Genomic DNA, 20,946 nt, shown 5'->3' on the forward strand with positions numbered 1-20,946 from the left:
CGAGTTCAGCAGCTGGACTGAGTTCCGCAGTCCGCCGCCCCGCTTCCCACGGGGCCCGGTGACACGACCCGGGCCCCGTGGGGACCTGGCCCACGCCGACGGTCCGCAACCGTCGTTCCCGCACGAGCCGCTCCCGGATATGGAGTGCACAACCGTGGACATCCAGCACACCGCATCAGACGACAACACCCCCAGCCGCAGGGGCTTCCTCGCCCTCGCCGCCGCAGCCGGCGCGGCCACCGCACTCGGCGGCCTGCCCGCCTTCACCGCCTCGGCGGCCCCCATGCGCCCCACCGCATCCCCCATGCTGTCCGCGGCCGACGCCGCGAAGAACCAGCTGTGGTGGGGGGCTCCCGGCTCCGCCAACTCGATGATCGAGCAGGGGCTGCCGGTCGGCAACGGGCGCCTCGGTGCGCTCGCGAGCAACGACCCCGCCGGCGAACTCCTGATGATCACCGACGCCACCCTGTGGACCGGTGGCCTCAACGACAAGCTGGACAGCGACGGCCAGTTCCCCTACGGCCGCGACGACTTCGGCTCCCTGACCCTGCTGGCCAAGCTCACCGTCGCGATCCCCGACCACGACCTGGGCAACGTCGACAACTACCGGCGCTCCCTCGACCTGGCCCAGGGCCTGATCAGCACCTCGTACGACATCTCCGGCGTCACCTACCGGCGACAGATCTTCGCCAGCACCCCCGACGACGCCATCGTCCTGTACTTCTCCCAGCAGGGCGGCGGTTCCTACACCGGTACCGTCTCCCTCGCCGGTACCCACGGCGAGTCCACCACCGCCAACAGCGCGGGACGGTACGCGTCGTTCGGCGCGTCCTTCGCCAACGGCCTCAAGTACGGCGCCGCCGTCACCGCCTACAGCGGCACCGGCAGGGTCCGCGTCGACGGTACGTCGATCGCGTTCAGCGGCTGCAAGGACCTCACCGTCGTCGTCAGCGGTGGTACCAACTACGCGCCCGACGCGGCAGCGAAGTTCCGCGATCCGTCCCTGGCCCCGGAGCGCCTCGCCAGGAACAAGGTCCTGAACGCGAGCGGTCACTCGGCGAGCACCCTGCTGCACACACATGTCGCCGACTTCCGGGCCGTGTTCGGACAGCTGGACATCAACCTCGGTACGTCCTCTGCCGCGCAGCGCGAACTGGACACCTGGGAGCGGCTGCGGGCCCGCCACCGGGACGACGTACCCGACCCGGAACTCGAGGCCGCCTACCTGCAGTTCGGCCGCTACCTCATGATCTCCGGGTCGCGGGGCAGTCTGCCGATGGGTCTGCAGGGCCCCTGGCTGGACGGCAACGACCCGGACTGGATGGGCGACTACCACACCGACATCAACGTCCAGATGAACTACTGGATGGCCGACCGGGCGGGCCTGTCCGACAGCTTCGACGCCTTCGCGGACTACTGCCTCGCGCAGCTGTCCTCCTGGACGGACGTCACCCGGCGACTGTTCAACACCCCCACCAACAGGTATCGCAACTCCAGCGGGAAAGTCGCCGGCTGGACCGTGGCCTTCTCCACCAACCCCTACGGCGGCAGCGGTTGGTGGTGGCACCCGGCGGCCAACGCCTGGCTCTGCCAGAGCCTGTTCGAGCACTATGAGTTCACCCAGGACCGCGCCTACCTCAAGAAGATCTATCCCCTCATCAAGGGCGCCGTGGAGTTCTGGGAAGCCCGCCTCATCACCACGACCGTCACCGACGCCTCCGGGACCTCACGCGAGGTCCTCGTCGACGACAACGACTGGTCCCCCGAGCAGGGTCCGCAGGATGCCAAGGGCATCACCTACGCCCAGGAAGTGGTGTGGAACCTCTTCGGCAACTACCACACCGCAACGCGGGTACTCGGCAAGGACACCTCCTACAGCGCGACCATCGACGGCTTGCGCAATCGCCTGTACCTGCCCGTGGTCAGCCCCAGGACCGGCTGGCTGGAGGAGTGGATGTCGCCCGACAACCTCGGCGAGACCACACACCGTCATCTCTCCCCGCTCTTCGGCCTCTTCCCCGGCGACCGGATCCGCCCGGACGACTCCACGCCGAAGGACATCCTCGCCGGCGCGACGGCCCTTCTGACCGCTCGTGGCATGAACAGCTACGGCTGGTCCAATGCCTGGCGCAGCCTGTGCTGGGCCCGGCTGAAGAACGCGGAGAACGCCTACCAGCTCGTCGTCAACAACCTGAAGCCGTCGGTGAGCGGGAGCAACGGCACGGCGCCGAACCTCTTCGACATCATGGACATGGGAGAAGGCCGCGGTATCTTCCAGATCGACGCGAACTTCGGCACCCCCTCCGCGATCATCGAGATGCTGGTCTACTCGCGGCCCGGACACATCGAGCTGCTGCCCGCCCTGCCCGCCGCCTGGGCGGCATCCGGCTCGGTGTCCGGCGTGGGCGTCCGCGGCGGCTTCGTCGCCGACCTCAGCTGGAAGAACGGCAAGGTGACCCGGGCCACGCTGAAGAGCGTCGGCGGCCGCGAGACGACCGTCGCCGCGGGTGGCGCCTCGCGCAAGGTCAGCCTCAAGCCCGGTGAGTCCGTCACCCTGAGGGGAATCGGATGAGCGGCGCCCGGTTCCGCCGCCGCGCCGTGGGTGTCGTATCGGCGCTGCTCCTCGCGGTCTGCGGGCCCCTGACCGCCTCGGCGGCGGCGCAGCCGCAGGCCTCGTCGGGTACGTCGGGCGAATCAGGTGAATCGGGTGCGCCGGTGACGCCGGACGCCACGTCGCCGGGCAAGCACTCCGTGGTCACCTGGGGTGCCAGCGCCGACCGGCAGGGGGCGGGACCCGCCGACCGCAGTTACCGACTGATCGTGCGCACCAGCGTCGGCGGTACGAACATGCGGATCCGGCTGTCCAACGCCTTCGGTGAGCACCCGGTGACCTTCGCGAGCGCGTACGCCGGGCTGCGGAAGCGGGGTGCGGAGCTGGTCCACGGCTCCAACCGGCAGCTGTCGTTCGGCGGGGCCTCGTCCGTCACCGTCCCGGCCGGTGAGACCGTGCTCAGCGATCCGCTGCCCGGAAAGCTGGCCGCCCAGAGCGATCTGGTCATCAGCCTGTACGTGACCGGCGTCCAGGGACCGACGACCGGTCACGGCATGGCCATGCAGACCAACTACGCGACCGCGGGCGACCACGCGGCCGAAGAGGGCGCGGCCAACTGGACCGATCCGATGGGCTCCTGGTACTGGCTGGACGCGGTCGACGTGGAGACGTCCGCCGCGGTCGGCTCGGTGGTGACCCTCGGCGACTCCATCACCGACGGATGGGCCTCGACCACGGACGGGAACCGCCGCTGGCCCGACTATCTGTCCCGGCGGCTCCAGGCCGCGTCCGGGCTCACCGTGAAGGGAGTGGCGAACGAGGGGATCTCGGGCAACAAGGTGCTCGCGGACGGCGCCGGGCAGGCCGCCCTGAACAGACTCCAGCGTGACGTCCTCTCCCAGCCCGGGGTCCGTACGGTCTTCCTCTTCGAAGGCATCAACGACATCAAGGCCCACTCCGGCGTCACGGTGGACGACATGATCGCCGGCTATCGGCAGATCATCGACCGGGCCCACGCGGCGGGCAAATGTGTCGTCGGCGCGACCGTCATGCCCTTCAAGGGCTGGTCCGAGTACGACGCCGCATCCGAGGCCGTGCGCCAGGGCGTCAACGACTGGATCAGGAACAGCGGCGCGCTCGACGCCGTGACGGATTTCGACAGGATCACGCGCAATCCGTACGACCCGCAGCTGATCCTGCCGTTCTTCGACGGCGGCGATCACCTGCACCCCAACGACAAGGGGATGCAGGCGATGGCCGACGCGGTGGACCTCGGAAGCCTGACGTCCTGCTGACCTCAGGCTCCGCGCGGGGCGGTCAGGGGTACGAGACCACGGTGGACGGCACCGTCGAGGTGCCCGACGTGGGGGCGCCGGTCTCGTTGACGACGTGCTCGTACTGACCCTGGCCGCCCAGCGAGACGACCAGCAGGTCGTGGAACTTCACGCCCGGTGTGTTCGGCGCGGCGAAGCCGTTGTGCTGGACGATCGTCGGGTCGACGTTGTAGTAGCAGTAGCTGCCCAGGCCCCATCCCTCGTGCGTGGTCACGGAGTCGGCGACCTTGTAGGCCGCGTACCCCTTGACGTTTCCGTTCTGGATGGCGGCCTGGTTCGGCGCGTCGTACGCCTTCTCGTTCTGGAAGAAGATGGTGCGCCCGCGCTGGCCGTACCACTGGACGTCGTACTTGTTGAAGTGCTCGACGAACAGACCGGTGGCCAGGACGTCGTCGCCGTTGACGCGGATGCCGTAGTCGGCCCGGTTGGTCTCCCAGCCGACGCCGGTGCCGTGGTCGGCGCGCCAGACCCAGGTGTGGTCGATGATCGTGCCGCGGCTGTTGATCACCATGCTGGTGGTGGCCTTGCCGGCGCCCGCGCCGCCGATCCGGATGAAGACGTCCTGGACGGTGGTCGGGTTGGCGGAGTGGTTCGCGGAAGCCCCGGTGGGGCCCACCTCCAACAGCGTCGACGAGTTCACGGGACCGGCGTCGATGAGGAATCCCGCGAGCCGCACACCGTCGACATCGGCGGTCCTGAGCGCGGTGACGCCGTTGTCCGGGATCAGGGTGGCGTAACCGAGTCCGAGGACCACGGTGCCCGCGCGGTTGACCTGGATCGGCTGGTCGAGGTGGTAGATCCCCGGAGTGAGCAGCAGGTGGAGGCCCTGAGTGAGCGCGGCGTTCAGGGTGGCGGCGGTGACACCGGGCTTGGCCACGTAGAACTGGGTGAGTGGCAGTGACGTGCCGCGAGGGGTGCCGCTGCCCCAGGTGGTGCCGCGGGCGTTGGTTCGCCGCTCCGGCAGGAAGACGCGGTACTCGCTGCCGTTGAGGTACAGGAACGGCTTCTCCCGGGACACCGGCGTGGTGTCGAGGGTGGTGTACGGCGGGTTCGGGAAGGACTGCGCGGGTGCGCCCTGAACACCGGAGAAGACCATGTTCCAGACGGCGTTGACCCAGCCGCCCACCGAACTGTCGCGGGTGTACCACTGCTGCTGCGAGTACGGTCCGACCGAGCCGTCGATGCGGCTGTCGGCGATGTAGCCGCCGCTGGCCCAGCCGTAGCCGGTGGGGGCGAGGTTGAGACCGCCCTTGACGTGCATCCGCCGGAAGGGCGCGGCCTGGGCGACCGCCCATCGGTTTGTGCCGCTGACCGGGGTGAGGGCGAGATTCTCCGCCGAACGCCAGAAGTTCTGGGTGGCGTTGCCGTTGAACCAGCCCGCGTCGACGGTCACATCGCCGTTGATCGCCGTGTCGTCGGGGGACAGGCCGAGGCCAGCGATCGAGGTGTAGAAGCCGAGTTGGGCGTTGAGACCGTTGTAGGTGCCCGGCTTGAACAGCAGCGCATAGCGGCCCGTGCCGAACTGGGCCGACTCCTGCTGTCGGAACACCTCGTCCAGTTTGGCCTGGATGCCGGAGGTCGAGGGGTCGAACACGATGACGTTCGGGCCGAGATCGCCGCCGCCGGGCAGGGCTCGCGGCTTCGCGGCGGGCGTCGCGGGCGCGGCGGACGCCGGCGAGGACAGACCGAGCAGCGCGGGCGCTGCCGCGGTGGCGGCCATCGCTCCGAGGACGGACCGTCTGGCGGGAAGGGACCGGACGGAGTCCGGGGAATCCATGGGGAGGTGAGGCATGGGGGCAACTCTCCTGGTTCAGAAAGTGAACGGTGGGAGGTGCTGGGAGCGCTCTCTTGCCGATGCATGCTTCATCCGCGTGAACACAGCGTCAAGAGTTGTCACACAAGTGCCGTGAATTGTTGCCCGATGAAACACCAACAGGCGGATATTTTGCGGTAGTTCGATGACATCTGGGCTCCGTCGAGGTCGCTGGGTCGTGGGCGATTGTGTTCAAGAGGTGCGCTTACGAGGGTGGGGGTGTCCCTGGTTCCGTTCCTGACGCACCCGGGGAGCGGAGTGATGATCTCCGACGTGGCTCGGTGCCCACGGGAAGCCGTGATGTGGGAGAGCGCTCTATGCCCTCGCGGCGCCGGGCCGATACGCTGCGGAGATGAGCAGACGGGCCCCCACGCTTGAGGACGTAGCGCGGGAGGCCGGTGTGTCGCGCGCCACCGTCTCCCGCGTCGTCAACGGCGTCCAGAGCGTCGATCCCGCCCTTCAGGACGCGGTCCGCCAGGCCGTCGAACGGACCGGATACGCTCCCAACCGGGCCGCCAGGTCACTGGTGACACGGCGGACCGAGACGGTCGCGCTCATCGTCTCCGGCGCGGGCGACGTGTCGGGTGAGGAGCGGAACGCCTTCACTGCACGGGTGTTGGCGGACCCGTTCTTCGGCCGGGTCGTCACCGGCGTGGTCGACTACCTGCGTCCCCGGTCGATGCATCCGCTGCTGATGTTCGCCGACTCCGCGCAGACGCGACAGCAGGCGCTGAACGATCTGCGGCAGCGCAGCGCGGACGGCGCGCTCGTCGTCTCCACCCACGCCGACGACCCGCTGCCGGCGCTGCTCGCCGACGCGGGCCTGCCCGCGGTGCTCTTCGCCCGGCCGTCGCGCCCGGTGCCGCTCAGCTATGTCGACCTGGCCCACCGGGACGGCGCCCGCATGGCCGCCCACCATCTGCTGGACCGGGGCTGCCGACGGATCGTCACCGTCACGGGGCCCCTGGGCGTCTACGCCAGCCAGGACCGGCTCGCCGGGTTCCGCGACACGATGGCGCGCAGAGGACATCCGTACGTTCCCGTCGCCGAGGGCGGTTTCACGCTCGACAGCGGCATGGCCGCGATGTCCGGACTGCTGGCCGAACACCCCGACGTGGACGGGGTGTTCGCGGCCAACGACCTGATGGCCCAGGGGGTGTGCCAGGTCCTGCGGGATCGGGGCAGACGGGTGCCGGACGACGTCGCCGTCATCGGCTTCGACGACTCCAGCGCGGCGACGGCCTGCCGTCCGCCGCTGACCACCGTGCGCCAGCCCGTCGAGGAGATGGCCTCGGTGATGGCCCGACTCCTCGACGAGCACCTCCGGGGCACGCGCACCGAGCCCACCTCGGTGATCTTCGATCCGGAACTCGTGGTGCGCGAGTCGGCGTAGGCGCCCCGTGCCCTGCGCGACGGGGTGGTGGCGGTGACCGACACTGGACCGGTCAGCAGGATCGAGGGACCGGCAGCGCGGGCGAGCCGGCGACGGAGAGGCAGGCGCATGACCGACAGGATCACCGTGGGCGTGGACGGATCCCCCGAGAGCCGGGCCGCGCTGGCCTGGGCGGGCAGGGAAGCCGTCCGCCGCGGGATGCCCCTGCGCGTGGTGTACGCCTGGCAGTGGTCCCACCACGAACTGCTCGGCGGCGCAGACCGGGACGAGCAGGCGCGCTGGGCACGGGACATGGTCGAGGACGCGGCCCGCACCGTCACCGACCGGCACACGGACCTGCCGGTGGCGACCGAGGTCCTGGACGGCGGTGCCGTCGACTCGCTGCTGGCCGAGGCCGCGGCGGCCAGGACCCTGGTCCTCGGATCCCGCGGTCACGGCACGATCGTCGGCTTCCTGCTCGGTTCCGTCGGCCAGCAGGTGATCGCCGAGGCCCCGTGCCCGGTCGTCCTGGTGCGCGCCGGTGACCGCGCCGCGTCCGAAGCGGGCGGCCGGGAGATCGTCGTGGGCCAGCAGGGCGGTCCGGACGACAGCGCGGCCGGACTTCGGTTCGCGTTCGAGACCGCGGCGGCGCGCGGTGCCGGGGTGCGCGCCGTACGGGCGTGGAGCCTGCCGCCGGTGTTCGCCTACAGTCCCGGCTCGCTGAAGCTGCTGGACGAGGCCGGGGGCCTGGAACCGTACGAGAAGAAGGCGCTTGCCGAGGCGCTCCAGCCGTGGCGGGAGCGCTTCCCCGACGTGCCCGTCACACAGCACGTCGAGATGGGCAGCGCCGGGCAGGTACTGCTCTCGCTGGCCGACCGGGCCCAGCTGATGGTCGTCGGTCGCCGCGCACACCACTCGGCGGTGGGGGCACGGATCGGTTCGGTGGCCCATGCGGTGATGCACCACGCGCCCTGCCCGGTGGCGGTGGTTCCGCACTCCTGAGGCGGGGGTAACGGGCTGACCCCGCGCCGGCACGGGCGGGGCCTCCTGGTGCGTTCAAGTCCCGAAGACAAGGTCGGGGTCGAGGACCGACCCGGGCAATCTCGGCGTGAAGTATTGACGGCACCATGACAGTCCGGTTGACTCGCCGCCCAGCGCCGGAACCGGTTCCGGTACCGCTTCCGGTACCGGTTCCGCCGACGGCGCGTGAAGCCGCGATCCCCGTGTGCCGGGAGGCAGTTGTGGCCGTGACCATCGCCGATGTGGCCCAGGCGGCCGGCGTGAGCAAGACGACCGTGTCGCGGGTGCTGAACACCCGTGGTGAGGTCGACGCGTCGACTGCCGCCCGCGTCCGCGAGGTCATCGACCGCATGGGCTATGTACCCAGTTCAGGTGCTGTCGGACTGGCCCGCGGCAGCAGCCGGACGGTGGGCATGCTGGTGCCCTCACTGACCTGGCCGTGGATGGGCGAGGTGCTGCAGGGCGTCGTCGACACGGTGGAGGCCGCCGACTTCGGGCTGCTGCTGTTCACCTGCAACCGAGGCGCCGAGTCCGTCGCCCGCTTCACCAGCCAGGTGTCGGCGCGCGCGTTCGACGGGCTGCTCGTGGTGGAGCCGGAGAACACCCTCGAGATGTTGACGGCGCTGCACCGCGACGGCCTGCCCGTCGTCCTCGTCGACGACCGGGGACACCACCCGGAGTTCCCGTCCGTCACGGCCGCCAACACCGAGGGCGGAGCGGCGGCCGCCCGTCACCTGCTGGCAGGGGGCCGGCGCAGGCCGCTGGTCCTCACAGGGCCGGCGCGGTTCGGCTGTGTACGCGACCGGCTCGCAGGGTTCCGAGCCGCCTGCGCCGAGCACGGAGTGGGGCTCGAACTCGTCGTCGAGGGCGACTTCACCGAGACCGACGGGCGTGCGACCGTGCGTCGGCTGCTCGCCGAGGGGTGGGAGTTCGACGCGGTCTTCGCGCACAACGACCTCGCCGCGGTGGGCGCTCTGGGCGCCCTGCGGGACGCCGGGATCCGGGTGCCCGAGGAGATCGCGGTGATCGGCTTCGACGACATCCCGGTGGCCCGCCACACCGAGCCCTCACTGAGCACCGTCCGCCAACCCATGCGGGAGATGGGGGAGACGGCCGCCCGCCTGCTCCTGGCCCGCCTCGCCGGCCAGGAGCAGCCGACCACCCCCGTCGTCCTGCCCACGCACGTGATCGCGCGCCGGTCGACGCCGGTGCTCTAGAGCCTGCCTTCGGCACCAGATCGCTTCAGGAAACGGCGCTCGACGGGCGTCGGAGCACCTCGACGTCACCGCGTGACCACCCGCACATCAGCACGGAACCGGCACCCCCAACCTCCCTCAGGAGAGCCGCATGCCATCCCGTACCCACCGCACGCTGATGATCGCCCTCGCCACCCTGTCACTGCTCTCGCCGGCACCGGCCTTCGCCGTCCCGGCGCCCGAGCCCGTCGCAGCGGCCGCCGACGCCACCTGGGACACCGACCGGGCCGCGGCCGCCTACGCCGCGAACCCCGGCGCCGTGACCGCCTCGGGCAGCGAGAACCCCGGCACCACGCCGGGCCTCGCCTTCGACGGCGACGCCTCGACCCGCTGGTCGAGCCAGTTCGCGGACGACGCCTGGATCCGTATCGACCTGGGCGCCACCCTGCGCATCGACCGGGTCGTCCTGGACTGGGAGGCCGCCTACGGCAAGCGATACGTCCTCGAGGCGTCCAGGAACGGCACCGACTGGACACCGTTCTTCACCGAGACCAGCGGCTCCGGAGGCTCGGTCACCGCCCACACCTACCCGCAGGAGGTCACCGGCCGCTACATACGGCTGCGCGGCGTCGAGCGGGCCACCACGTACGGCTACTCGCTCTACGCCTTCAAGGTCTACGGCGGCGAACCGGCCCCGGCCTCGACCACCCGCACCAACCTCGCGCTGAACCACCCGGCCTACTCCAACCTCTACCAGCACGCGGGCAATTCACCCGCCTTCGTGACCGACGGAGGCTGGCCGGCCGACCTCAAGGGCGACTCGACCCGCTGGTCCAGTGACTGGAACGCCGACCGCTGGATCTCCGTCGACCTGGGCGCGACCTCGACCATCAACACCGTCGACCTGTACTGGGAGGCGGCCTACGCGGTCGACTACCAACTCCAGGTCTCGGACGACAACAGAACCTGGCGCACCGTCTACCAGCCGTCCGCCGCCGAGGTCGCCGCCCGCCGCGCCGACGTGAAGTCCCCCGCGGACGCGGTGGGGCGCCACGACACCGTCACCCTCCCGCAGCCCGCGACCGGCCGCTATGTGCGGATGCTCGGCAAGGAACGCCGGTCCTTCTACAACCCCGCACCCGCGACGGCCCAGTTCGGCTACTCCCTCTACGAGTTCCAGGTCTGGGGCACGGGAGGCAGCGCCGCCGCCGCGTATCCCGCACTGCCCGGGGAACAGCCGGGCACGTACCGGACGACGTTCTTCGACGACTTCACGGGCGCGAGTCTCGACCGCTCCAAGTGGCGCGTCGTCAGAACCGGACAGGAGATGGGCCCGGTCAACGGGGAGTCTCAGGCGTACGTCGACTCCACCGACAACATCAGCACCGAGAACGGGAGCCTTCTTCTGAAGGCCAAGTACTGCAAGGGCTGCACCCAGGCAGGCGGCGGGACCTACGACTTCACCTCCGGGCGGATCGACACCAACACCAAGTTCGACTTCACCTACGGCCGGGTCAGCGCCCGGATGAAGCTGCCGGTCGGGGACGGCTACTGGCCCGCCTTCTGGCTGCTGGGCAGCAACGTCGACGACCCGTCCGTCTCGTGGCCGGCATCCGGCGAGACGGACATCATGGAGAACATCGGCTACGGGGACTGGACCAGCACGGCCCTGCACGGCCCCGGCTACTCGGCCGACGGCAACATCGGTGCCCGCCAGACCTACCCCGCCGGAGGCCGTGCAGACCAGTGGCACACCTACGCCGTGGAGTGGACACCGACAGCCATGCGCTTCTACGTCGACGACGCCCTGGTCCAGGAGACGACGCGCAACAAGCTGGAATCGACCCGCGGCCAATGGGTCTTCGACCACAACCAGTACGTCATCCTCAATCTCGCCCTGGGCGGCGCCTACCCCGCGGGGTGGAACAAGGTCACCACTCCGTACTGGGGGCTGCCGCAGTCCAGCGTCGACCGGGTCGCGGCCGGGGGAGTGCGGGCCGAGGTCGACTGGGTGCGCGTGGAACAGAAGGGGTGAACGGCGCCCAGGCGTCAGGCACCGAGGAACGCCTGGGCCCGGAAATCCCCGCGCCGGCCTCACTCCCGGGATCGGGACGGCCGTGCAGGAGTCCTCCTATGTGTTGTCGGCCCTCGACATGCGCAGGGCGAGGTTCTGGAGCAGGTCGGCCGTCTTGACGTCGGTGCGTCCGGAGTCGTGGAGATCGGCGAGTTCGGAGAAGAGGAACGCGAAGGCGCCCACGAGAGAGATGGTGGCGGGGAGGTAGGCGTCCGCGACGGCCTGCCCGGCTTCCGCGGGACCGGCGTCCCCAGGCACCTCCACCCTGGGGAACACCTCCGTGACGAGCGCGCCCAGTTGGGTCTCGGTCGGCTCGACCTCGGCGTTCTCGTCCTGGGCGATCCTGCGCACCATCGCGTTGGTCTCGGTGAGCACGCCGATGGCGCGCAGGATGATCTCCGTCTGTTCCATGCCGTGAGCCTAGACGGGCGAAGCCCCGCTGTGGCCTCGATGTTCGGGCCGGGATGGTAGACAGTGGTCATGAACCACTTCTCCCGCCCCCGCCCGGCCCGCACACGATGACCGCAGGCATCGACACCCCTGACCGCCGGGGCCGTACCGGACTCGACCGCGTCGGCCGCGGTCTGACCGGCAACCCGCGGGTCAAGGTCCGCGAAGTGACCCTCCTGTCCAGCCACTGGTACGTGGAGCGCACCACCACCTTCGACTTCCAGCACGCCGACGGCACCTGGAGCACCCAGGAACGCGAGACGCACGACCGCGGCAACGGAGCCACCCTCCTGCTGTACGACGCCGAGCGCGAAACCGTGCTGCTGACCAGGCAGTTCCGCTACCCCGTGTACACCAACGGCCACCCCGACGGCATGCTGGTCGAGACCCCGGGCGGCCTGCTCGACGAGGACGACGAGCATCCCGAAGTCGCCGTACGGCGCGAGGTCATCGAGGAGACCGGGCACACCGTCGGCGAGGTCCAGCACGTCTTCGACGTCTACATGAGCCCGGGCTCGGTCACCGAGCGGGTCAGCTTCTACGCCGCCACCTACGGCCCGTCCACCCGCACCCACGAAGGCGGCGGCCTCGACGAGGAGGGCGAGGACATCGAGATCGTCGAGCTGTCCTTCCGTACCGCACTGGCCATGATCCGCTCCGGGGAGATCGCCGACGCCAAGACGATCATGCTGTTGCAGTGGGCGGCTCTGGAAGGACCGTTCAAGGCCTTGTGTTGAAGTGCTCTTCAAGTTCCAGACTCCTCTTCGGGCCCGGACGGTCGGGCCCGAAGAGGAGGGACCACCATGAAGTACCGGACCATCGGTACCGATCCGAAGACCCGCCGTGAGGTGAGCGTGCTCGCGCTCGGCGCGATGCTGTTCGGCTCGGTGACGGACGAGAAGACCTCCTTCGCCGTACTGGACCGCTATGTCGAAGCGGGCGGGAACTTCGTCGACACGTCCGACAACTACGCCTTCTGGACCGACGGCAGCCAGGGCGGCCAGAGCGAGGAACTGCTCGGACGGTGGCGGCGCAGCCGGGGCATCGGCGACGAGATCGTCTTCGCGACCAAGCTCGGCGCCCGGCCGCTGGCCCCCGGCACCGGATACACCGACAACCCGGAAGGACTGTCGGCGAAGGTCGTACGCGAGGCGGCCGAACGCAGCCGCGAACGCCTCGGCCTGGACCGGATCGACCTGCTGTACGCCCACATCGAGGACGCCACGGTCGACCCACGGGAAACCATGGAGGGGTTCGGGGAGCTCGTGGCGGAGGGGACCGTCGGGCTGCTCGGGGCGAGCAACCACGCCATCTGGCGGGTGGAGCGGGCCCGTGCCGTCGCCGCGGCGGCCGGACTGCCCGGCTACGAGGTCCTCCAGTACCAGCACAGTCTGCTGCGGCCCCGCACCGACATACCCGACGCACTCTTCCCCGACGGGAGCCTCGGCGGCGCGACCGCCGAACTCCGCGGCTATCTGCGCGCCGAGCCCGCCCTGACCCTGGTCGCCTACTCCCCGCTGCTGCGCGGCGCCTACGTACGGGAGGACAAGCCGCTGCCCGCGGACTACGACCACCCGGGCACCCCGCCCCGGCTCGCCGCGCTGCGGACGGTGGCACGGGAGACGGGAGCGAGCCCGAACCAGGTGGTGCTCGCCTGGCAACTGGGCGGCGGGCTGCCGGTGATCCCGCTGGTCGGGATGTCGTCCGTGGCGCAGTTGGAGGAGAACCTGGCGGCCGTGGACCTTGAGCTGTCGCCGGAGCAGCGGGGACGCCTGGACGCGGCCCACTGAGGGGCGTCGCGGGCGAGGGCCGTCGCGTCAGCGGGGGCCCTCGCGCGTGGAGCGGCGGGTGGTGAGCAGCAGCGCGATGTCGTCGGGGCGCTCGGTGGCCTGCCGGGCCTCCTCGGTCAGCAGGTCCGCGGTGCCCGACAGGGAGGAGGCGCCGGGCCGGGCGTGCGGGGTGCCCGCGCGGGACAGCGTCGCGCGGAGCTTCTCGATCCCGTCGTCGATGTCGGCCCCGGGCCGCTCGACCAGACCGTCCGTGTAGAGGGCCAGCACGGCGTCGGGTTCCAGCAGCAGGTCCGTCACCGGGTAGCGGGCCCGCGGGGCCACGCCGAGCACCACGCCACCGGGCAGGTCGAGGAGCTCGGTGCGGCCGTCGGGGTGGCGCAGCATGGGCTGCGGGTGACCTGCGCGGGCGGCCCGGGCGACTCCGGTCACCGGGTCCAGCCTGACGTAGCAGCAACTGGCGAACTGGCCCGGGTCGAGGTCGATGAGCAGCCGGTTGGTATGGCTCATCACCTCGTCCGGAGGGTGGTCGCTGAGCGCGAACGCCCGTACCGCGCTTCGAAGTTGGCCCATGGTGGCCGCCGCCTGGACGCCATGGCCCTGGACGTCGCCGATGACCAGGGCCAGCCCGTCACCGGCCTCCACGACGTCGTACCAGTCGCCGCCCACGTCCATCCCCTTGGTGCCGGACAGATAGCGCCCGGCCGTCTCCACCTGCGGGTGCGCCGACAGCCGGTGCGGGAGCAGTGCCTCCTGGAGGCCACGGGCGAGGGCGGCCTCGGAGTCGTAGCGCCGCGCCCTCTCCAGGGCCTGCGCGATGAGTCCGGTGAGCGCCGTCAGCACGGAACGTTCCTCCGTGCTGAAGCCGCGTGGACGGTCGAAGCCGAGGATGCAGGAACCGACCGGCCGCCCCGAGGCGATCAGCGGCAGGAAGGCCCGGGCACCCTCCTTGGCGTCCAGTGGGATGCCGGGGTAGGCGGCGGCCAGTTGGGGCATCGACTCGAAGAACAGCGGGCGGCCGGTGGTGAGCGTCTCCACCCCGGGGAGTTTGGCGTCCAGCCCCACCCCGTCGAAGGGCGCGAGGAACCCCTGCGGGAAGCCGGTCTCCCAGGCCAGGTACAGGCGCCGGTCCTGCAACAGGTAGATGGCCAGGCGCCGTCCGCCGAACGCGGGCAGCAGTTCCCGCATCACGGTCTCGGACACCTGCCGGGCCGTCACGGCCTCGGTCAGGGCTATGGCCAGGACGATGGGCTGGTACAGCGCCGTCGTGGTGATAGCGGTCGCGGGCTCGGCGATGCCGGACCCGTGCGCCGTCGGCCGACCGTGGAGCGGTGCGGCCTCGGGGGCCTCCGTGGTGTCCGCGACCTGCCCCATGGGGATCAGTTTGCAGGTCAGACTGCCGGGGCCGGGATACACGGACATCGTCAGCCAGGCGTCGTCGGGGGCCGGCGCGGGTGTCCGGCGGCCACCGCTCGGGCGGGCGACCTGGAAGTGCACCGGCTCCGGTGACAGCAGCGCGCCGCGCAGATGATCCGCGTAGGACGGCTGGTCCAGCCAGGGCACGGCCTGCCACAGCGGTCGCCCCAGCAGTTCCGGCCGCGGCCGACCGAGGAGCTCGGCGGCGCGTGGATTGACGTAGGTGATCAGCCCGAGCCGGTCCAGTGCGAACACGCCCTCGGGGAGCAGGTCCGCGGCGCCGTCCGCCGCCGGGCCCGGGCCCGGATCGACGACCGCGCCGCCGACCGCGTACGGCGGCACGAGCGCGTTGCCCGAGGTCCACAACTCCAGCAGCCGCAGCCCGCCGTTCACCGTGTGCACGGGCAGCGGGTGGGCCGGGGGGCGCCCCGCCGCGGTCTCGTGCAGCGCGGACAGCAGCACATGCGGATCGTCGAGGGCCAGCGTGTGGGTGAGCGCCTGCGGCGTCCCGGGAAAGGCCCTGGCATCGGTGCCGAGCAGGGCCCACAGCGCGTCGTCCCCGGTGACCTCGCCTGTGGCCGGCTCCCAGGTGAACCTGCCGACATAGCGAGGTGGCAGACGCTCGGAGGGCGGCCGTACGCATATCGGCTCCCGGTCCCAGACGACCTCGGCACCGTCCTTCTCCAGGACCGACAGAGCCGTCCCCAGGTTCTCCGCCACCGCCGTCATCCGGTCACGGTCCGGCAGTACGTCGGTGGCGTCCGAGGCCGCGGGACGCAGCACCGTCAGGACCCCGAAGGACGAGGAGGCGCTCACGACGGGGACATACAGCGAACCGAACTGGAACGGCAGCCCCGCCGCGAGCTGCGGATAGCGGCGCATCGTCTCCGTGGCATCGGCGAGCAGCACCTCCGCGCCCGTCCGATGGGAGTCGGCGGCCGGGAACGGCCGGTCCAGGGGCATGCGCCACCAGGGGCGGAACAACTGTCCCGGCAACCCGGCCAGCACGGCCAGCCGCAGCAGTTCGGGGGAGCTGGAGCGCAGGTACACGCCCCCCGCGAAGCCGCGGGCCGCCCGGATCGCGTCCGCAACGGACCCGCTGAGCAGGGCGGCCAGGCTATCCAGCGCCTGGTCCTCACGCTCGGCGCTCCCAGTCATCGGTCTGCCCTCGTCCGCCCGCCGTCAAGGGGATTCCACAGCAAGAATGCGCCTTACGGGTACCCACCCGCACCTCGACGCCTCAGCCGCGATGGTCGTCGCTCGGAGTTGCACTTGGCCGCATCCGGCCGTGTGCGGCCGTACTCAGCTTCGCCCAGCGCGAAGATACCGCGCCCGCGCCCCGTCCAGGCGCCCCGCGCAGATGGTGCTTCAGGGAACCATCGGGTCCCGGCATCACCGAATCCCGGCGATTTCGGGACTCAATGTCTCAAGGTCTCCCCGGCGACGGCCGCCACGGCCTCGGCCACTGCGGCGAGGGCCGGGAAGTCGAGTTTCCACTGCTGCCAGAACAGCGGTACGTCGACGATCCCCTCCGGCGCGAGGCGGACCAGCCGCCCGGCCCGCAGCAGCGGCTCGGCCTGCACCTCGGGCACCATGCCCCAGCCCAGTCCGGCGACGACGGCGTCCACGAACCCCTCCGAGGTGGGCATGAAGTGCCGCAGCACGCTTGCTCCGGAACCGCCCCCAAGGCCCCGGACGAACTCGTCCTGGAGATCGTCGTTCCGGTCGAAGGCCACCACCGGAGCGTCAGAGATCAGCTCGGCCACCCCCGCGCCCGTCCCCGCGCCGAGCCACCGCCCGGCGAAGTCCGGGCCGGCCACCGCGAGGTACCGCATCCGGCCCAGGGCGCGCACGGAACAGCCCGCCACCGGGTCCGGCCACGAGGTCACCGCCGCCATCACCGCCCCCTCGCGCAGCAGGGCGGCCGTGTGGTCCTCGTCCTCGCGGCGCAGTTCGAAACAGAGCCGCAGCTCGCGCGGTACGCGGGTGAGCGCGGGCAGGAACCAGGTCGCCAGCGAGTCGGCGTTCACCGCGATCGACAGCCGCGTCGGCTCTCCGGCCTCGCTCATGCCGAGCTCGGTACGGGCGTCGCGCTCCAGCCGGGCCAGCCGGCGCGCGAACCGTACGACGACCTCGCCGGACTCGGTCGGACGCACCGGCTTCGTCCGCATCAGCAGGACCCGGCCGGTGCGCTGTTCGAGCGCCTTGACTCGCTGGCTGACCGCCGAGGGCGTCACATGCAGGGCGGCGGCCGCAGCGTCGAAGGTTCCCTCGTCGACCACCGTGAGCAAGGTGCGTACCTGGTCGAGGGGGAGATCAGTCATCACGGCCGCTAATGATACGTAAGAATCTTTAGCTGTACTCTTGACGGTCGTGTTCCTAGCGTCTCTGGCATGAACAACGCCCTGACCGCCGCGGCCGCCGGGTTCGGCACCGGCCTCACCCTCATCGTCGCCATCGGCGCCCAGAACGCCTTCGTACTGCGCCAGGGCATCCGCCGCGAAGCGGTCCTGGCGGTGGTGGGCATCTGCGCGGTGTCCGACGCACTGCTCATCGCGCTGGGGGTCGCCGGGGTCGGCGCGGTGGTCGTGGCCCGGCCCGAGGCGCTCACGGCGGTCGGACTGATCGGCGGCGGATTCCTCCTCTGCTACGGAATCCTGGCCGCGCGGCGGGTGCTGCGGCCCTCGGCGCTGGAGGCGGCGGCCGGAGCGGCTGGCTCGCGGCGGCAGATCGTCCTCGCCTGTCTGGCGATGACCTGGCTCAACCCGCACGTCTATCTCGACACCGTGTTCCTGCTCGGCTCCCTCGCGGCCGACCGCGGCTCGCTGCGCTGGACCTTCGGGCTCGGGGCCGCCCTGGCCAGCCTGTGCTGGTTCGCCGCGCTCGGCTTCGGCGCCCGGCTGCTCGGCCGCTTCCTCGCCCGGCCGTCGTCGTGGCGCGTCCTGGACGGTGTGGTCGCCGCGACGATGATCACCATGGGCACCCTGCTGATCGCCGACGCCTGAGACGGCGTACGCGATAGTGAACCCTGACAACGGGAAAGATGTATCGAGCAGCCAGGACGGTCGTGGACACGAGCAAGAGCAGTACGGACGGGGCGGACGGCCGGACGGGCAGCGGGATCGACGGCGGGACGGACGGCGGGATCGACGGCGGGGCCGGGAGCGGTTCGGTGGCCGAGTCCGCCGAATCCGCCGAATCCGCCGAACACGACGGGCCGGCGGGAGCGGCCCGGCCGGAGCGCATCGGCTGGCGCCGCTGGGCGATGGACACCCGCCCGCTGCGCCGCCCCGCGTACCGCAGGCTCTGGTCCTCCACCATCGTCACGGCGGTGGGCAGCCAGCTCACCGCCGTCGCCGTGCCCAAGCAGATCTACGACATCACCGGCTCCTCGGCCTGGGTCGGCTACGCGAGCCTGGCCGGACTGCTGCCGCTCGTGGTCTTCGCGCTGTGGGGCGGTGCCGTCGCCGACAGCATGGACCGGCGCAAGCTGCTCCTCATCACCAACACCGGCATAGCCGTGACCTCGGTGCTGTTCTGGATACAAGCCGTCGTCGGACTCGATTCGGTGTTCGTCCTGATGGCGCTGCTCGCCCTCCAGCAGGCCTTCTTCGGTCTGAACTCCCCGGCCCGCAACGCCTCCATCGCCCGGCTCGTCCCCGAGGACGAACTGCCCGCGGCGAACGCGCTCGGTTCGACCGTCATGCAGACGGGTCTGGTGGCGGGACCGCTGCTCGCGGGTGCCCTGATCCCCGTCATCGGCCTGGGCGAGCTCTATCTGATCGACGCCCTGGCGCTGTGCGTCACCGTGTGGGCGGTGATGCGGCTGCCCGCACTGCCGCCCCTGACGGGCTCCGCGGCCAAACGGGCGGGCTGGCGCGAAGTCGCCGCCGGCTTCCGCTACATCGCGCTGCACAAGGTGCTGCTGCTGTCCTTCCTCGCCGACATCATCGCCATGGTCCTCGGCATGCCCCGGGCCCTGTTCCCGCAGCTGGCCGCCGAGACCTACGCGTCCTACGGGGAAGGGCTCGCGCTCGGCCTGCTGTTCGCGGCGATCCCGATCGGCGCGGTGATCGGCGGACTGATGTCGGGCACGTTCTCCCGGGCCCGTCGGCACGGGCTCATGGTGATCGCCGCGGTGATGGCCTGGGGAGCGGCGATCACCGGCTTCGGACTGAGCACCAGCCTCTGGGTGGCCGTGGCGTTCCTCGCCGCCGCCGGGGTCGCCGACATGGTCTCCATGGTCTTCCGCGGCGCGATCCTGCTGTCGGCCGCCACGGACGAGATGCGCGGCCGGATGCAGGGCGTGTTCACCGTGGTGGTCGCGGGCGGCCCGCGGCTGGCCGACGTCCTGCACGGAACGGCCGGCTCCCTCCTGGGCGCCCGCACCGCCGTCGCGGGCGGCGGACTGCTGGTCGTCGTCGCCATGGCGATCCTGGCCGTCGCGGCGCCGGCACTGCGGCGCTACACGTGACCTTCCCCGCTGTGCCTGGAACGCCCGGACGGCTGCGGCCCGGGCGTCAGCCCTCCGAAGCCTGCGCCATCAGCGTCTGGAGGTGAAGTCCCCGATGGACGTCGAGCTCGCCGGACACCCCGGTGCGTACGGCCGTGGCGAAGTCCCGGCGCAGCACCGGCCAGGTCTTCTCGTGGTCGAGTTCGCCGGCGTCGTACACCAGCGGGGCCTGCGGACCGAAGAGTTCGATACGCGTGTTGCCGTGCTCGACGTGGACCGATCCGGACAGTGAGGCCTGACTGACGACACCATTGGCGTGCTCACAGGTCAGCTCGATCCAGCGGCGGGGGTCACCGGTGCCGCGGACCCGGACGATCGGTCCGACGGCGGCGTCCAGGAGATCCAGAAGGTGGGGACCCAGGTCGAGCAGGGCCCCGTGCTCGAGCCGCCAGGTGGTGGCGAACTCGCCGCCCAGGAACGCCCCGTGCAGAAGACACGAACGAGCCCCGGTGATCTCCAGCTCCCGCGCTGTGCTCAGGAACTCCCGGGTGGCCGGGTGGTAGCGGTTGGTCAGGACGAGCTGGGAGACGACCCCGGCCTCGTCGACGGCGTCGGCGAGGCGCCGCGCCGACGCCAGATCCACACCGAGCGGCTTCTCCAGGAGCAGTGCCTTGCCCGCCTTCGCGGCCAGCGGAGCGAGTTCCGCCTGTACCGCGGGCGGAACGGCGAACGCGACCGCCTCGCAGCCGTCGAGCAGCTCCTCGAAACGTAAGACCGCGGCGGCCCCGTGGGGCTCGGCCGTCTCCCGGGCCGCCTCGGCGCGCCGCGCCCACACCGCGGTCAGCCGTGTCTCGGGCCCGGCGGCGAGCACGCGCGCGTGCACGGCCCGCGCCCAGGGCCCGGCACCGACCAGCCCGACCTTCACCGGGGGATGAGGCCACGGCAGCGCGGCATCGGTCTCGATCGCGGTCACGGAGGTCTCCTTCGACTGGCGCTACTGGCGCCCGGAGTGGGCTGGGGAAACTCCATCACGCGGGCTGGACTCTCCACCAGGGGGTGCGGTGCGCCGGGGGTTTCCACCTTGATCGTGGACACCGGTTGTCATGCAGCGATGGCCGGCGTAGTTGATCTCTGTTCGAAGGCGACCGGCGCGAGGTAGCCGATCGTGGAGTGCCTGCGCCGGTGGTTGTAGAAGCCGAGCCGGCGGAAGACTGCGAGCCGGGCGACTCGTTCGGTCGGCCAGCCGCGCCGGTCGGGCAGGATCTCCCGCTTGAGCGAGGCGAAGAACGACTCCGCCGAGGTGCCGACCGCTCCCGTCGACCGGCGGATCCCAGCCCGGTGGTAGGCGTCGGCGAACGCCTTCGACCCGTTCTGAGCACCGTGATCGCTGTGGAAAATGACGTCGCCCACCTGGCCGCCGCGAGTGCGGACAGCCGCGTTGAGCGCGTCGGTGACGAGCTCGGCCCGTATGTGATCAGCC

Annotated in this window: 16 protein-coding genes; 10 read left to right on the plus strand and 6 right to left on the minus strand. The window is 71.0% G+C overall.

Translation table 11 applies throughout. The annotated features are described in order from the left end of the window. Nucleotides 1–139 precede the first annotated feature (139 nt). Together ACFZDJ_RS45010 and ACFZDJ_RS45015 are read left to right on the plus strand one after the other, a co-directional pair. Nucleotides 140–2,572 (plus strand): glycoside hydrolase N-terminal domain-containing protein, encoded by a 2,433-nt coding sequence (locus tag ACFZDJ_RS45010; protein WP_391068103.1) that lies wholly within the window; start codon nt 140–142, stop codon nt 2,570–2,572. Next, entirely contained in the window at nt 2,569–3,846 is a 1,278-nt protein-coding gene (locus ACFZDJ_RS45015; RefSeq protein ID WP_391068105.1) for a GDSL-type esterase/lipase family protein, read from the plus strand. The genes ACFZDJ_RS45010 and ACFZDJ_RS45015 overlap by 4 nt, the downstream gene beginning before the upstream one ends. 22 nt (nt 3,847–3,868) lie before the next feature. Here the strand turns inward: ACFZDJ_RS45015 and ACFZDJ_RS45020 are convergent, their stop codons facing one another. Continuing rightward, nucleotides 3,869–5,677 carry a coagulation factor 5/8 type domain-containing protein gene (locus ACFZDJ_RS45020; RefSeq protein WP_391068108.1) on the minus strand — a complete coding sequence of 603 codons (1,809 nt, stop codon included), beginning with the start codon at nt 5,675–5,677 and terminating at the stop codon, nt 3,869–3,871. 373 nt (nt 5,678–6,050) lie between these two features. Between ACFZDJ_RS45020 and ACFZDJ_RS45025 the strand changes: the two genes are divergently transcribed. From ACFZDJ_RS45025 to ACFZDJ_RS45040, 4 genes are all read left to right on the plus strand, one after another. Next, nucleotides 6,051–7,091: a substrate-binding domain-containing protein gene (locus ACFZDJ_RS45025; RefSeq protein ID WP_390933120.1), complete on the plus strand. Its 1,041-nt coding sequence runs from the start codon at nt 6,051–6,053 to the stop codon at nt 7,089–7,091. Between the two features lie 108 nt (nt 7,092–7,199). Then, on the plus strand, nt 7,200–8,072 hold the full coding sequence (locus ACFZDJ_RS45030) for a universal stress protein (protein ID WP_391068110.1): 873 nt from the start codon (nt 7,200–7,202) through the stop codon (nt 8,070–8,072). A gap of 239 nt (nt 8,073–8,311) precedes the next feature. Beyond that, nucleotides 8,312–9,307, plus strand: coding sequence for a substrate-binding domain-containing protein (locus tag ACFZDJ_RS45035; RefSeq protein WP_391068112.1), 996 nt, complete (start codon nt 8,312–8,314; stop codon nt 9,305–9,307). Between the two features lie 130 nt (nt 9,308–9,437). Beyond that, nucleotides 9,438–11,321, plus strand: a complete 1,884-nt coding sequence (locus ACFZDJ_RS45040; RefSeq protein ID WP_390933117.1) for a discoidin domain-containing protein — start codon at nt 9,438–9,440, stop codon at nt 11,319–11,321. Nucleotides 11,322–11,417: 96 nt separating this feature from the next. Here ACFZDJ_RS45040 and ACFZDJ_RS45045 read toward each other — a convergent pair whose 3' ends face one another. Next, complete coding sequence (locus ACFZDJ_RS45045) at nt 11,418–11,771, minus strand: hypothetical protein (protein WP_168505469.1); 354 nt, start codon at nt 11,769–11,771, stop codon at nt 11,418–11,420. Between the two features lie 107 nt (nt 11,772–11,878). Here ACFZDJ_RS45045 and ACFZDJ_RS45050 point away from each other — a divergent pair, with 107 nt between their 5' ends. Continuing rightward, entirely contained in the window at nt 11,879–12,547 is a 669-nt protein-coding gene (locus ACFZDJ_RS45050) for an NUDIX domain-containing protein (protein ID WP_391068115.1), read from the plus strand. A 66-nt stretch (nt 12,548–12,613) separates the two neighbouring features. Beyond that, entirely contained in the window at nt 12,614–13,600 is a 987-nt protein-coding gene (locus tag ACFZDJ_RS45055) for an aldo/keto reductase (RefSeq protein WP_391068119.1), read from the plus strand. 27 nt (nt 13,601–13,627) lie between these two features. Here ACFZDJ_RS45055 and ACFZDJ_RS45060 read toward each other — a convergent pair whose 3' ends face one another. Continuing rightward, nucleotides 13,628–16,171: a SpoIIE family protein phosphatase gene (locus ACFZDJ_RS45060; RefSeq protein ID WP_391068122.1), complete on the minus strand. Its 2,544-nt coding sequence runs from the start codon at nt 16,169–16,171 to the stop codon at nt 13,628–13,630. 260 nt (nt 16,172–16,431) lie between these two features. Continuing rightward, complete coding sequence (locus tag ACFZDJ_RS45065) at nt 16,432–17,340, minus strand: ArgP/LysG family DNA-binding transcriptional regulator (RefSeq protein WP_391068125.1); 909 nt, start codon at nt 17,338–17,340, stop codon at nt 16,432–16,434. 66 nt (nt 17,341–17,406) lie between these two features. On the opposite strand from ACFZDJ_RS45065, the gene ACFZDJ_RS45070 reads away from it, so the two are divergent. Both ACFZDJ_RS45070 and ACFZDJ_RS45075 read left to right on the plus strand, forming a co-directional pair. Beyond that, nucleotides 17,407–18,018 carry a LysE family transporter gene (locus ACFZDJ_RS45070; protein WP_390933112.1) on the plus strand — a complete coding sequence of 204 codons (612 nt, stop codon included), beginning with the start codon at nt 17,407–17,409 and terminating at the stop codon, nt 18,016–18,018. 38 nt (nt 18,019–18,056) lie between these two features. After that, nucleotides 18,057–19,487: an MFS transporter gene (locus ACFZDJ_RS45075; protein WP_391068128.1), complete on the plus strand. Its 1,431-nt coding sequence runs from the start codon at nt 18,057–18,059 to the stop codon at nt 19,485–19,487. Nucleotides 19,488–19,533: 46 nt separating this feature from the next. On the opposite strand, the gene ACFZDJ_RS45080 is transcribed toward ACFZDJ_RS45075, so the two are convergent. Then, nucleotides 19,534–20,430, minus strand: a complete 897-nt coding sequence (locus tag ACFZDJ_RS45080) for a Gfo/Idh/MocA family oxidoreductase (protein WP_391068150.1) — start codon at nt 20,428–20,430, stop codon at nt 19,534–19,536. A gap of 137 nt (nt 20,431–20,567) precedes the next feature. Next, a partial coding sequence (locus ACFZDJ_RS45085; protein WP_391068131.1) for an IS3 family transposase occupies nt 20,568–20,946 on the minus strand: 379 nt, incomplete at its 5' end.

Origin of the sequence: Streptomyces sp. NPDC007896 (genome assembly GCF_042959425.1) — a bacterium.
Classification (GTDB): domain Bacteria; phylum Actinomycetota; class Actinomycetes; order Streptomycetales; family Streptomycetaceae; genus Streptomyces.

Bases quoted from the DNA above. Each gene is read 5' to 3' on its own strand.
- ACFZDJ_RS45040 (WP_390933117.1), top strand. From the start codon at position 9,438: ATGCCATCCCGTACCCACCGCACGCTGATGATCGCCCTCGCCACCCTG.
- ACFZDJ_RS45025 (WP_390933120.1), top strand. From the start codon at position 6,051: ATGAGCAGACGGGCCCCCACGCTTGAGGACGTAGCGCGGGAGGCCGGT.
- ACFZDJ_RS45050 (WP_391068115.1), top strand. From the start codon at position 11,879: ATGACCGCAGGCATCGACACCCCTGACCGCCGGGGCCGTACCGGACTC.
- ACFZDJ_RS45020 (WP_391068108.1), bottom strand. From the start codon at position 5,677: ATGCCTCACCTCCCCATGGATTCCCCGGACTCCGTCCGGTCCCTTCCC.
- ACFZDJ_RS45010 (WP_391068103.1), top strand. From the start codon at position 140: ATGGAGTGCACAACCGTGGACATCCAGCACACCGCATCAGACGACAAC.
- ACFZDJ_RS45015 (WP_391068105.1), top strand. From the start codon at position 2,569: ATGAGCGGCGCCCGGTTCCGCCGCCGCGCCGTGGGTGTCGTATCGGCG.
- ACFZDJ_RS45045 (WP_168505469.1), bottom strand. From the start codon at position 11,771: ATGGAACAGACGGAGATCATCCTGCGCGCCATCGGCGTGCTCACCGAG.
- ACFZDJ_RS45055 (WP_391068119.1), top strand. From the start codon at position 12,614: ATGAAGTACCGGACCATCGGTACCGATCCGAAGACCCGCCGTGAGGTG.
- ACFZDJ_RS45070 (WP_390933112.1), top strand. From the start codon at position 17,407: ATGAACAACGCCCTGACCGCCGCGGCCGCCGGGTTCGGCACCGGCCTC.
- ACFZDJ_RS45030 (WP_391068110.1), top strand. From the start codon at position 7,200: ATGACCGACAGGATCACCGTGGGCGTGGACGGATCCCCCGAGAGCCGG.
- ACFZDJ_RS45075 (WP_391068128.1), top strand. From the start codon at position 18,057: ATGTATCGAGCAGCCAGGACGGTCGTGGACACGAGCAAGAGCAGTACG.
- ACFZDJ_RS45060 (WP_391068122.1), bottom strand. From the start codon at position 16,171: ATGACTGGGAGCGCCGAGCGTGAGGACCAGGCGCTGGATAGCCTGGCC.